This is a genomic window from Bacteroides sp. K03 (assembly GCF_019734355.1).
GTDB classification, from domain to species: Bacteria; Bacteroidota; Bacteroidia; order Bacteroidales; family Bacteroidaceae; genus Bacteroides; species Bacteroides nordii.
Genome location: NZ_JAASHC010000003.1, coordinates 24,294 through 37,720, shown reverse-complemented (window position 1 = coordinate 37,720; position 13,427 = coordinate 24,294). Strand labels below are relative to the sequence as shown.

Here is a 13,427-nt window from a genome sequence, read left to right as displayed (position 1 = left end):
TTGTGTATTTGTGAAAATCTGCGTTCATTCGCGTTCATCTGCGTTTCATCAGAGAAAACAATACCTCTGTGTCTTCCGTGTCCTCTGTGGTGAAATCTTTTTTTAGTAATATTAGCGCTATTGCTAAAAGAAGTTATAAATGATAGTGCGGAAACTTTGAGAGAAGATAAAGTTTTTACTTTTGTAGCTCATTATATCAATGGGTTATTACGCCTTGTCGGAAACAGGGCTATAATTATATAACAAGATGGAACAGAAATATTTGTTTGTTGCTGTTGACGCGGCCCTGAGAGCAGGCGAGAAGATACTTTCTATCTATAATGATCCGGCATCGGATTTTGAGATAGAGAGAAAAGCCGATAATTCCCCCTTAACCATTGCCGACCGTAAAGCACATGAAACGATTGCTACGATTCTTCAGGAAACCCCTTTTCCGCTGTTGAGCGAAGAGGGTAAGCACATGGAGTATGCCATGCGAAAGAATTGGAGTACGCTTTGGATTGTCGATCCGCTGGACGGAACGAAAGAGTTCATAAAGCGTAATGGAGAATTTACTGTTAATATAGCACTGGTGCACGATGGCATTCCTGTGATGGGAGTCATTTATCTGCCTGTAAAGCAGGAACTTTATTTTGCAGCCGAATCACTAGGGGCATTCAAACTATCCGGGATCACGGCTTTGGGTGATTCTGCCTCTTTGGAAGAGTTGATAAACTTTTCTGCACGCTTGCCGATAGACGAACCACGCAAGCGTTTTGTCATTGTAGCCTCCCGCTCTCATTTAACCCCGGAAACAGAAACCTATATCGGCGAAATGAAGCAGCAGCACGAAGAAGTGGAGTTGATATCGAGTGGAAGTTCTATAAAAATTTGTCTGGTTGCCGAAGGGAAAGCAGATGTATATCCTCGTTTTGCTCCTACTATGGAGTGGGATACAGCTGCCGGACATGCTATTGCGCGTGCAGCAGGAATGGAAATTTATCAGGCTGGCGAAGCGTTGCCATTACAATACAACAAGGAAGATCTGTTGAATCCTTGGTTTATTGTAGAGAGAAAAAGAGTAAATCACTAATTGATTTGTACTGATTATGACATTTGAAATTGTATTTGTACTACTATCGCTATTGGGAATGGTGATTGCTCTTATATTGGATAAGATGCGTCCGGGTATGGTGCTTTTCTCGGTTGTGGTACTGTTTCTTTGTGCGGGTATCCTTAGTCCGAAAGAGATGCTCGAAGGATTTAGTAATAAAGGAATGATCACCGTTGCCATGCTTTTTCTGGTAAGCGAAGGTGTTCGCCAGTCGGGGGCCTTGGGGCAGGTGATCAAGAAATTGCTTCCCGTAGGTAAAACTACTGTTTTTAAGGCACAATTTCGTATGCTTCCCACTATTGCTTTTATATCGGCTTTTCTGAATAACACTCCTGTAGTAGTAATATTTGCTCCTATTATCAAACGTTGGGCACAAGCTGTTCATCTTCCCGCTACCAAGTTTCTTATTCCTCTCTCTTATGTCACGATTTTGGGCGGTATTTGTACGTTGATTGGTACTTCTACCAATCTGGTGGTACACGGCATGATTCTTGAAGCGGGTTATGAAGGATTCACGATGTTTGAATTAGGGAAGGTGGGTATATTCATTGCCATTGCGGGGATTATCTACTTGTTCCTGTTTTCTAAAAAGCTCCTTCCCGATGCACGTCCCGATACGGCAGTGCCCGATGAAGAGGAAGAAAAAGGCGAGAGCCTCCACCGCGTGGAAGCTGTGTTGGGTGCCCGTTTCCCGGGTATCAACAAAACCCTGACAGAGTTCAACTTCCAGCGTCATTATGGGGCAGAAGTGAAAGAGATAAAAACCCGCAACGGACAGCGTATCACAGAGAAACTCAATGAAGTTGTGCTTCGCGAAGGCGATACACTGGTGGTAATGGCTGATGATACTTTTATTCCTACCTGGGGAGAGTCTTCTGTCTTTGTGATGCTTGCCAACGGAAAAGATACTGAGCCGGTGCCGGGTAAGAAGAAACGCTGGTTTGCCTTGATTCTGCTCATTCTGATGATTGTGGGGGCTACAGTAGGTGAATTGCCGGTAACACAGGAAATGTTCCCTAATATCAAGCTGGATATGTTTTTCTTTGTTTCTGTGACTACTATCATCATGGCATGGACCAAAATATTTCCTGCCCGTAAATATACCAAATATATTTCGTGGGATATCCTGATTACTATTGCCTGTGCTTTTGCTATCAGTAAAGCAATGGTAAATTCGGGGGTAGCCGATGGAGTTGCAAGTTATATTATCGGTTTAAGCCATAACTACGGACCTCATGTTTTGCTGGCTATTTTGTTTATTATTACCAATCTGTTTACGGAACTTATCACAAACAATGCGGCAGCAGCTTTAGCATTTCCGCTGGCATTGGCCATATCCCAACAATTAGGGGTAGATCCTACGCCTTTCTTTGTGGTGATTTGTATGGCTGCTTCTGCCAGTTTCTCTACTCCGATTGGTTATCAGACAAACCTGATCGTGCAAGGTATCGGCAATTATAAGTTCACCGATTTTGTCCGTATCGGTTTACCATTGAATATTATCACTTTTCTCATTTCTGTATTTTTGATACCACTAATTTGGCCCTTTTAAGAGTTGAGAGTTACGGAAGACGAAAAGATGGGAAAAAGAAAACTAACAGTAAGTATTGTAAAAACGACTAAAAATAATATGCATGAAACAAAATAAGGAACCGAAAGGAGAAGAACTTTCAACTTTCAACTCTCCACTTTCAACTAATCATATTTATCCTATCTTTGATCGTATGCTGGCGCGGGAAGATAAAGAAGAGCTATTGAAGCAGCATAGCGTGATGATATGGTTCACCGGATTGAGCGGTTCCGGAAAAAGCACCATTGCCATTGCTTTGGAGCGTGAGTTACACAAACGCGGGTTGCTGTGTCGTATCCTCGATGGTGATAATATCCGCAGTGGTATTAATAATAATCTGGGCTTTTCGGAAGCCGACCGTGTAGAAAACATCCGTCGCATAGCCGAAGTCTCAAAACTCTTTATAGATAGCGGTATTATTACCATTGCCGCTTTTATCAGTCCTAACAATGATATCCGCGAAATGGCTGCCAATATTATCGGGCAGGACGATTTCCTCGAAATATATGTCAGCACTCCGCTTGCCGAATGCGAAAAGCGTGATGTGAAGGGCTTGTACGCCAAAGCCCGTAAAGGAGAAATAAAGAATTTTACCGGTATTTCGGCTCCGTTTGAAGCACCGCTACATCCGGCTCTTGAGTTGGATACTTCAAAACTTTCGCTTGAAGAATCTGTTAATCGTTTGCTGGAGTTGATATTGCCAAAAGTGAAAAGATAAAAATAAGAGATTTATAAAATAAGAATATAATGAAAGAAGAGTATAAATTGAGTCACTTGAAAGAACTCGAAGCTGAGTCCATTCACATTATCCGCGAAGTGGCTGCGGAATTTGAGAATCCTGTGATGCTTTATAGTATCGGAAAGGATTCTTCTGTTATGGTTCGCCTGGCAGAGAAAGCTTTCTATCCGGGTAAGGTGCCGTTTCCTTTGATGCACATTGACTCCAAATGGAAATTTAAAGAGATGATTCAGTTCCGTGACGAATATGCTAAGAAATATGGCTGGAATCTGATTGTGGAGAGTAACATGGAGGCTTTTCATGCAGGTGTAGGACCCTTTACACATGGAAGTAAAGTACATACCGACCTGATGAAAACACAGGCGTTGTTGCGTGCGCTCGACAAATATAAATTTGATGCCGCCTTTGGTGGCGCCCGTCGCGATGAAGAAAAGTCACGTGCCAAAGAACGTATCTTCTCCTTCCGTGACAAATTTCACCAGTGGGATCCTAAGAATCAGCGTCCCGAGCTGTGGGATATCTATAATGCCCGTGTACACAAAGGAGAAAGTATTCGTGTTTTCCCGTTGAGTAACTGGACCGAGTTGGATATCTGGCAGTACATCCGCCTGGAAAACATTCCCATTGTTCCGCTTTATTATGCAAAAGAGCGTCCTTGCGTTGAACTTGACGGTAATCTTATTATGGCCGATGATGACCGTCTGCCAGAAAAATACCGTGATGAGATTAAGATGCGTATGGTACGCTTCCGCACATTGGGGTGTTGGCCGTTGACTGGTGCAGTGGAGAGTGAGGCCGATACAATTGAGAAGATCGTGGAGGAGATGATGACTACCACAAAGAGCGAACGTACTACCCGTGTGATCGACTTCGACCAGGATGCAAGTATGGAACAGAAGAAGCGCGAAGGATACTTCTAATCAAAAAAAATTAAAAAACTAAGAATTGAAGATGGGAACTACTTTAGATATAAAAGCATTTCTGGATAAAGACGAACAGAAGGATTTGCTCCGTCTTTTGACGGCAGGCTCGGTGGACGATGGAAAATCAACTCTGATAGGCCGCTTGCTGTTTGATAGTAAGAAATTGTATGAAGACCAGCTGGATGCTCTCGAACGTGATAGCAAACGTATGGGAAATGCCGGCGAACATATAGATTATGCACTGTTGCTCGATGGTTTGAAGGCCGAACGCGAACAGGGTATCACCATTGACGTGGCCTATCGCTACTTCTCAACCAACAACCGTAAGTTTATCATTGCCGATACTCCGGGACACGAACAATACACCCGTAACATGATTACCGGTGGTTCTACTGCCAATTTAGCCATTATTCTGGTGGATGCACGGACGGGGGTTATCACTCAGACCCGCCGTCATACTTTCCTGGTGTCTCTGCTTGGCATTAAACATGTTGTGCTGGCTGTTAACAAGATGGACCTGGTAGACTTCTCCGAAGCACGCTTCAATGAGATTGTGTCAGAATACAAAAAGTTTGTAGAGCCACTTGGTATCCCCGATGTAAATTGTATTCCGCTTTCTGCACTGGATGGTGACAATGTGGTGGATAAATCAGAGCGTACCCCCTGGTATAAGGGTATATCCCTGCTCGACTTCCTCGAAACGGTGCACATCGATAACGACCATAACCTGACCGATTTCCGTTTCCCCGTACAATACGTACTTCGTCCTAATCTCGATTTTCGTGGCTTCTGTGGAAAAGTGGCTTCGGGGGTTATCCGCAAAGGAGACGAAGTGATGGCGTTGCCTTCCGGCAAGACTTCCCGCGTGAAAAGTATTGTGACCTATGACGGAGAGTTGGATTATGCTTTTCCACCTCAGTCTGTCACGCTGACACTGGAAGATGAAATAGATGTATCGAGAGGAGAGATGCTGGTGCATCCCAATAATTTGCCTGTCGTTGATCGTAACTTTGAGGCTATGCTGGTATGGATGGATGAGGAACCAATGGATGTGAACAAATCCTTCTTTATCAAGCAGACTACTAACATGAGTCGTACCCGCATTGATAGCATCAAGTACAAGGTGGACGTGAACACTATGGAGCAGTTTGCCGTGCCTTTCCTTTCGTTGAATGAGATAGCCCGTGTGGTACTGACTACAGCGAAAGAGCTGTTCTTTGATCCTTATCAGAAGAACAAATCCTGTGGATCGTTCATCCTTATCGACCCGATCACCAATAACACCAGTGCCGTTGGTATGATTATAGACCGGGTGGAAGAGAAAGATATGCGCACTATGGATGATGTTCCAGTGCTGGATCTTCCGAAACTGGGCATTGATCCTAAGCATTATGAAGCGATAGAGAAGGCTGTGAAAGATCTGGAACGTCAGGGTATTGCGGTGAAAATCATTAAATAATGCACAATTGACTATTTACAATTTACAATTTGCTATGCAGATCGTGCAATTTGTAAATGGTAAATAGTCAATTGTAAATAGTCAATTGTAAATTGTAAATAACATGGGATTACTTGAATTCAATAAACTTCCGATAAACACTCTGGTAGGAGCTGACTGGAAAACATTTAAAGCGATAACCGCTGGCAGGGATATCGATGCTGCCTACAAAGGAAAATATCGTTTGACCAAAGCAGTATGCCGCCTGCTCTCTACATTGGCTCCTTTGCAAAACAGCCGTTACGAAAAGCTTCTGGCCAATAAGCCGTTAGAGCACGATCCGGTGTTTATATTGGGGCATTGGCGTAGTGGGACAACGTTTGTACACAATGTCTTTTCCTGTGACAAACACTTTGGGTACAACACTACCTATCAGACTGTTTTTCCACATTTGATGATGTGGGGGCAACCTTTCTTTAAAAAGAATATGAGTTGGTTGATGCCCGATAAACGCCCGACCGATAATATGGAACTGGCTGTAGACCTGCCGCAGGAAGAGGAATTTGCACTGGCAAATATGATGCCTTATACATATTATAATTTCTGGTTTTTGCCCAAATACCAGCAAGAATATGCTGATAAGTATTTGTTGTTTGATGGTATCCCCGACGAAGAACTGAAAGTATTTGAAGATACATTTAAAAAACTGGTAAAGATTTCATTGTGGAATACGCAAGGTACTCAGTTCCTGAGTAAGAACCCTCCTCATACGGGTCGTGTGAAGGAATTGGTGAAGATGTTTCCCAATGCAAAGTTCATTTATCTGATGCGTAACCCGTACACAGTATTCGAGTCTACACGTAGTTTCTTTACCAATACTATTCAGCCCTTGAAACTGGAAGATATCAGCAACGAGGAGATCGAAAAAAATATTCTCTCTATTTATGCCAAACTGTATCATAAGTACGAAGCCGATAAACAGTATATTCCTAAGGGAAATCTGATTGAAGTGAAATTTGAGGATTTTGAAGCAGATGCTTTGGCGATGACCGAGAATATATATCAGAAACTCTCTATTCCAGGTTTCGAAGAAGCACGTGAAGCAATAGAAAAGTATGTAGGTGGAAAGAAAGGATATAAGAAGAATAAATATAAGTATGATGATCGTACTGTTCAGTTAGTGCAGGACAATTGGGATTTTGCGCTGAAGCAGTGGGGTTATAGTCTTTAAAAAGAAAGGAGAAAGGATGACAAAGAGAACATATCGCCGTCTGATGACGACAGGCTTTATTGCTTTATGCTCGGCTGTTGTTATGGCGCAACATAAAGTAGAAATGCTCCCGTTTGGGGATATGGATCAATGGGTAAATCGCGAAATAAAAGAGTCTGCCATTATTGGTGGAAATACAAAAAATGTATATGCCGTCGGGCCTACCCAAACCATAGCTGGTTCAAAAGCTTATACGAATCTTGGTGGTTCTCCCTGGGCTACTTCCAATGTGATGGCGAAAGTAGCGGGGGTCACAAAGACAAATACATCTGTTTTTCCCGAAAAGCGGGGAAGTGGATATTGTGCACGTCTGGAAACTCGTATGGAAAGTGTGAAAGTGTTCGGACTCGTAGATATTACGGTACTTGCTGCCGGCTCTATGTTTCTGGGCACGGTACATGAACCTATTAAAGGCACCAAAAACCCCAACAAAATGCTTGGAATGGGTATTCCGTTCACAAAGCGTCCTATTGCTCTTCAGTTTGATTATAAAGTGAAGATGTCTGATCGCGAAAATCGCATTCGTGCTACAGGGTTTAGTAAGATAACCGATGTGCCGGGCAAAGATTTTCCTGCAGCGATTTTACTCTTACAAAAGCGTTGGGAAGATGCTGAAGGTAATATTTTTGCAAAACGTGTCGGTACGATGGTTGTTTATTATTATAATACCGGTGATTGGCATAATAATGCTACCTATGAGATTCATTATGGTGATATAACCGGAAGTCCGGTATATAAACCTCATATGATGCGCTTACAGGTTGACGAACGTTATTCGCTCAATAGCAAGGGAGAGAGTGTACCGGTTCGTGAAGTGGCATGGGCCGATGAGGATGAAACGCCTACTCACATGATTCTTCAATTTACTGCCAGTCATGGAGGAGCTTATATCGGTTCTCCGGGAAACACTTTGTGGGTGGATAATGTGAAACTGGTTTATTAGCTAGTTGACCACTTATGAAAGAATAAGAGGGTCTCAAAACTAAAATTAGCTGTTGTTAAAACGCAGATTAACGCCAATTTACGCATATATTAAATTATACCTGCGATAAATTGGCATTAATCTGCGTTTTTAAGTTGTATAATTACACAAATATGAGGAAGTTATCACTCGTATTCCCGTATTTCATTCTTGTAGATCTTTACTTCTATCAGCTTTTTGGCATTGGTGTCAGAAACCCAGAGGCTTGATCCCGCTATCAATAGTTTTTCTGCCTTTTTAAATGTGTAACCGTTTACAGATTTGAAACTGTTTCCCCATTCTTTTTTCGTACGGTCGTAGATATAGATAGAGCCATTGCTGGCAGATACCATCATCTGATCATTGTGCAAAGCGATGCCGCAAGGGTTGAAGCTAGTACCGAGTGTCTTTTCTGTATCTATTAATATTTTTTGATCACCTTTTTCAATGCGTGCAGTGTCTATTGCCTGAATTTTTCTGTTACCGTATTGCCCGTAATCTGCCAAATAAACAATACCGGTAGAATCTTGTACCATCTGGTGGGGATTGAATCCGTTGTTTGTATCCATTCCTATCGCTGCACTTCGACAATAAAAAGGCACTTTCTGGTATTTTTCCGGAGTTACGTCCTCTTCCCGGTAAACGGCAATCTCTCTTTTGGTGCGAACAATAATTTTTCCGTCCGGAGAAATTGCCATAGCCTGTGCCTGAAACAATCCGCTTACTCCATCACTCCAATTGCCAGTCCCAATGCGCGTAATGAAATTCAGGTCTTCGAGGGCAAAAACATCGATGCGAGTCTCTCTGCTTAATACATACAGACGATTGGCCGGAGATACTCCGATGGCTTCTATCGGACTTTGAAATTTTTGATCAGTATTTCCATACTTCCATGACCGCAGTGATACCAGGTGTTGTTTCCTCTTTTTATCATACAGTTCCAGGCTGTAATGTCCGTTCTGTATGTTTGCTACAAACAGTGTATCTCCTTTCATATAGGTGGCTCCTGGGGTAAATTCACCCTCGTCCAGGGCAAAGTCTACAGCCGATAATTGCTGTCCTGCTTCATAGGAGTAGTAATAATGACTGGTATATGGCTCTTCTGGTTTTTGCGGTATATCTCCTGGTATATCTTCTTCCGAGCAGGCCCCTGCAATCATCAGGGCCAGTAGCAGGTGGCTTGTATGAATTATCTTTTTTTTCATGATTATTTCCTTTTTAGTTCAGTTCGTTTATTGGAATACCGGTTATGGTACGTTCAGTGCGATCTATTACAAACAGCGTTTGCCGGGATAGCATTATTTTCTCCACATTACGGAAGGTATGTCCACTTATGGTTGTATAATCTTTTAGGATTGTTCCGTTTTCCTGATTCACTTCTGCCAGGGCAACCGGTTGATTCTTTCCGGTGGCAAATGATACGAACATTCGTTTGCCAACAAAAGCAATGTCGTAGGGAGAGTGAGAAGCGGGGAGGTCTATTACCCGTTGCGCTTTCCATTCTGTTTGTTCGCGCATCACGTTACAGTCGAAGGCATAAATTTTCCGATTACTCTGGTGGGTAGTATAGAGTAGTCCGTCGGCTCCCATTGCCTGCCCATAAGTTCCCATTGCCTCACCCATATTGATTGTGCGGCAATAGTTGGCTACTTTTTTGTAACTACCTGCTGCAACATCATTTTCCATGAATACACACACGCGTTTCTTGTCCCGGATAAACACACATCCACGACGCACAAGTACATCAAAGGCATGTACTGTCTGAGTACTACCTTCACCCCAACTGCCTGTACCTATACACGTAATAAATTCTAGTGTAGCCTCGTCAAATACATCTGTACGGCTACTTTCATTTGTGACATATACTTTTCCATGTGCCACTGTAATCCCGTTAGGTTTCCCGGCAAAGGTTTTGGTTTCTGCATTCTCAGTCCACTCTTTCACGCTTTTTACATGCGTTAGTTTTCCTTCTTTCTCTTCCAGGACTTCCAGACTGTATTTTCCGTTTGCATCATTGATTATATATATGCGGTTTTTGTAGACACATACATCTTTTGGAGTAAAATCCTCTTTGGCAGTTCCCGGGATGTTTTCATAAGAAATAGAACAGGAGAGGGGCGTTCCTTCTTCAACGTTTTCGTCGTCGTCCTTCAATGCCGGAGCCAGACCACCGTCTATGGCATCTAGTTCCGGATCTTCAATGATGTATTTAGAACGTTGGTAGCGGGCAGCGCCATATAGTTTTCCCTGTTTACGCGTATGCATAAATCTTCTTGAGTAGATGGGAAGTTTTTTATCAAGACACAACTGGGTATACACTTTATTGCAAAGAGTAATCCATCCCGTTCCGGTTTGTTCATAGGTCATATTTCCTTCGTGTCCATAGCCCAGACAGTGTCCCAATTCATGAAAAATTGTGTGGGTTTGGTTCGTGTCGTCTGCGTAGTGTTCAAGGTAGCACCATTCATTCAGTCCATAGGTTTCTCCTCCTCCCAGACCGTTTACTCCACTCACATGTCCTACCAGGAAACCCGAATGATTGATTACCTGTTTGAGTAATTTGTCGATGTCTATCACTGCCAGATCATTGTTACTATGAAGTTTACCTCTGTATTTCTCCAATTCCTCGGCAAATTCCGGTGAGGAGAACATATAGGCAAAGTTCAGCATAATAGCTACCGTTTCTCTGGCATGGGCGGCGAGTAGGGGGAATTGCCAGCTACCTTGTTGGCTGTAGGCAGAGAAACGCACCCTGTATTTGCTTTTGGTAGAGAGTAGTTTTTGATAATAACTATCCTCACAATCTGTCTTCAACGAGAAATCTGATGCTGACAGATGCGGGTTAGCCATGATTTGTATCTCTTTTCCTGAACGGGTGATATAACGTTTGCTTTCGGTAAGCATTGGCAGTGCCCGGTGATATTCGGTGAAGGCAGGCACTACATCAAACTGTGCCAATTGAAACTCCTCATCATAGCCACTGATTTTTGCCCAGATTGTTACTCCATGTATGGGACGGGGCGAATAGAAGCGGATGAATAGTTCCTGCTTCTCGTTAATACTCACTTGCAGAGGCTGATTGACGTAAAAGAAACGTTGGCTGTTGTCAAAATACGTAGTTGAAGGTTCGTCGTCCTGCAACATAAGTTTGAATACTTCAGGTGTCAGATCATTCTCTGTAACTTTTATTAAACCGTAAGGATTATCCGGCACTTCATCTGTAGGGAGGTCATTGGAATTACTATCATTACATGCCTGTAAACTCCACATACCCAAAATGAACAAACCGATAAGTTTGAGGATTTTGCTATTAATCATATTAATTGTTTGTTTTTTAGGGGCGCAAAGATAATGTAAATAGCCATTGATTGCAAAAATAAGATGGAGTTTCCTTAAAATATGTGGATATAAGAAAGGCTATCTCACAAAATTTAGTGGGATAGCCTTTTGCTATTTAAAACTTTAGTTTGTATCTGATTTCAGCGTTTATTCCAGAATCACTACACGGTTCAGGAAATTCTTACCGAACATATTGGCAGTTCCACCGAAACCAACCAGTTCAAGCTGATCTTTGCTTACGCCTTCTTTAACAAGTGCATCGTAAACGGCCTGAGCACGTGCTTCAGACAGTTTCTGATTCCACTTGGAACTACCGGTTGCCTTGTCTGCATATCCGGCAATCTTGTATTTCTTATCCGGATTAGCCTTCAGGATCTTAGCTGCCAACTGGATGTTAACCATGCCATAGTCGTCAATCTTAGACTTGCCAATCTGGAAGAAAATAGCACGAGGACCAGCCACTTCTACTTCCTTCACAACTTCCTTAGTCACAGGTTTCACGTTAGCCAATGCATTCTTTGCATCTGCCAGATCCGTCTGAGCCTGTGCCAGTTCGTCACGATATTTGTTCAATTCATCATTGATAGCGCTCTGGTCTACCTTAGAGTTGCAAGATACAAACTTCTTACCGCCGAATGTGTAAGTTACACCGGCAGTCAGAGAAACTGCACCGTCTGTATATGCACTACTGTATTTACCAAATATAGAAGGAGAAACTTCGCCTCTTGCTTCAATATTAATATCGATGTATTTGCTTACGTTGAATTGTCCTGCCAAACCAACTGAACCGTTGACCAGCGCATTCATCTTATCCATTTTGCCATAAGCTTTTGCAAATGTCAAACCTGGGCCTGCAAATACAGAAACATTGAACAGACGGTCCGGATTGTAACCTACAATAGCATTGCTGAGGTTGTACATAGCGTCTGCACGCAGTGTGAAGTACTTCTTGTTCTTGTATTCGGCATAATCGCCTTTCACTCTGTTGTAGTCAGTATATAGTGTACTCCACATGCCGGCTACCTGAGCACGCACTCCCCATATGGGATTGATTAGTTTTCCTACTGATACATGGATCAGCGGAGTTATGGCATGTCCAAAGCCATAATCAAAGTTGTTCGGATTTACACATCCTTGTGCTCCGGCACCCACACTGATAAAGATATTGTCCTTAGCCCTTTCGGTATAGAACTTCTCTTTGGTCTGTGCAGAAGCTGAGATGGCTGCTCCGGTCAACAGTAAAGATAATATTACTACTTTGCTTTTCATTGTTTTTAATTTTTAATATTTCAACTCTTTCTTATCTCTTTTTATTTCAATCGGAATTGAAAGGTCAATCCTCCTGTGAAATATTTCATCCTTTGCAATTCTATCTGTGCATGAAGATGATTGAAAAGCAGATAAGTGGCTCCCAACGCAAAATCTTTCGAGTCATATTCGGCTATCAGTCGTAGCTGTGGATGGAAAGACGGATTATAGGTAATACCTGCTGCAATGCCGTTCAAATGATATTCTATTCTCCTGTTATAAAGATAGGAGAGATGAACACCAAGTGTTTCTTTACCTATCCGGATATGTTTGGTCGCAGCTATATAAAAGCGGCTGTAATATCCGTTCCCCTTATCGGAAGCTATCACATCTCCTGATGAAGTAAAAGGATCTGAGGTCCCTAAAACTACTGCAGGCGTATACTTCCAGAATTGGCCTTCCTTCAAAGCAAGCAATCGGACTGAGAAATACCGGTCCTGATTCGTAAACCCTGTATAACCATAAGGTTTTAGTCCCAATGCTTCGGCTTTGAAAAGTGTACAAGTATACGCTACTTCCAGCCAGGGCATTATAGTTACATTCAGGTAATAATTATACGTATGGTAATACCATGTAGGAGGAGTTATCTCCTTATTTAAAAAATTGGCCCCCAGCATTACTGTTTTATCTTTCTGCATCTCTGCCGAAGGAGCATGCAGCAATCCTGTGGTTCCATAGGTTAATTGAGCCGAAAGCATATAAGGTATACTTATAAGTAATAATACAATATAGATTCGTTTTAAACTCATTTTATATATTATAAATGCTTTCGATTCAATTACTTAG

The 13,427-nt window shown here is 42.4% G+C and carries 11 protein-coding genes; 7 read left to right on the top strand and 4 right to left on the bottom strand.

Annotation, left to right across the window (positions count from 1 at the left end; genetic code table 11):
• The first annotated feature begins 247 nt into the window (after window positions 1-247).
• From cysQ to HCG69_RS02765, 7 genes are all read left to right on the top strand, one after another.
• Entirely contained in the window at window positions 248-1,072 is an 825-nt protein-coding gene (gene cysQ / locus HCG69_RS02795; RefSeq protein WP_002561663.1) for a 3'(2'),5'-bisphosphate nucleotidase CysQ, read from the top strand.
• 16 nt (window positions 1,073-1,088) lie between these two features.
• Window positions 1,089-2,645 (top strand): SLC13 family permease, encoded by a 1,557-nt coding sequence (locus HCG69_RS02790; protein ID WP_221648769.1) that lies wholly within the window; start codon window positions 1,089-1,091, stop codon window positions 2,643-2,645.
• 172 nt (window positions 2,646-2,817) lie between these two features.
• On the top strand, window positions 2,818-3,381 hold the full coding sequence (gene cysC, locus HCG69_RS02785; protein ID WP_122202247.1) for an adenylyl-sulfate kinase: 564 nt from the start codon (window positions 2,818-2,820) through the stop codon (window positions 3,379-3,381).
• A gap of 29 nt (window positions 3,382-3,410) precedes the next feature.
• The gene (cysD, locus tag HCG69_RS02780; RefSeq protein WP_007485002.1) at window positions 3,411-4,322 is read left to right on the top strand and encodes a sulfate adenylyltransferase subunit CysD; all 912 of its coding nucleotides are present in this window, start codon (window positions 3,411-3,413) and stop codon (window positions 4,320-4,322) included.
• Window positions 4,323-4,353: 31 nt separating this feature from the next.
• A complete protein-coding gene (gene cysN / locus HCG69_RS02775) occupies window positions 4,354-5,784 on the top strand; it encodes a sulfate adenylyltransferase subunit CysN (protein WP_002561659.1) in 1,431 nt (476 codons plus the stop codon).
• 103 nt (window positions 5,785-5,887) lie between these two features.
• A complete protein-coding gene (locus HCG69_RS02770; RefSeq protein ID WP_221648768.1) occupies window positions 5,888-6,994 on the top strand; it encodes a sulfotransferase in 1,107 nt (368 codons plus the stop codon).
• 16 nt (window positions 6,995-7,010) lie between these two features.
• On the top strand, window positions 7,011-7,976 hold the full coding sequence (locus HCG69_RS02765; RefSeq protein ID WP_221648767.1) for a PCMD domain-containing protein: 966 nt from the start codon (window positions 7,011-7,013) through the stop codon (window positions 7,974-7,976).
• A gap of 164 nt (window positions 7,977-8,140) precedes the next feature.
• Here the strand turns inward: HCG69_RS02765 and HCG69_RS02760 are convergent, their stop codons facing one another.
• The 4 genes from HCG69_RS02760 to HCG69_RS02745 form a co-directional block, all read right to left on the bottom strand.
• Window positions 8,141-9,199: a hypothetical protein gene (locus tag HCG69_RS02760; RefSeq protein ID WP_221648766.1), complete on the bottom strand. Its 1,059-nt coding sequence runs from the start codon at window positions 9,197-9,199 to the stop codon at window positions 8,141-8,143.
• 13 nt (window positions 9,200-9,212) lie between these two features.
• Window positions 9,213-11,312, bottom strand: coding sequence for a hypothetical protein (locus HCG69_RS02755; protein WP_221648765.1), 2,100 nt, complete (start codon window positions 11,310-11,312; stop codon window positions 9,213-9,215).
• A 168-nt stretch (window positions 11,313-11,480) separates the two neighbouring features.
• Window positions 11,481-12,602, bottom strand: a complete 1,122-nt coding sequence (locus HCG69_RS02750) for an OmpA family protein (RefSeq protein WP_221648764.1) — start codon at window positions 12,600-12,602, stop codon at window positions 11,481-11,483.
• 41 nt (window positions 12,603-12,643) lie between these two features.
• Window positions 12,644-13,399: a YjbH domain-containing protein gene (locus tag HCG69_RS02745; protein ID WP_221649081.1), complete on the bottom strand. Its 756-nt coding sequence runs from the start codon at window positions 13,397-13,399 to the stop codon at window positions 12,644-12,646.
• Between the last annotated feature and the right edge of the window lie 28 nt (window positions 13,400-13,427).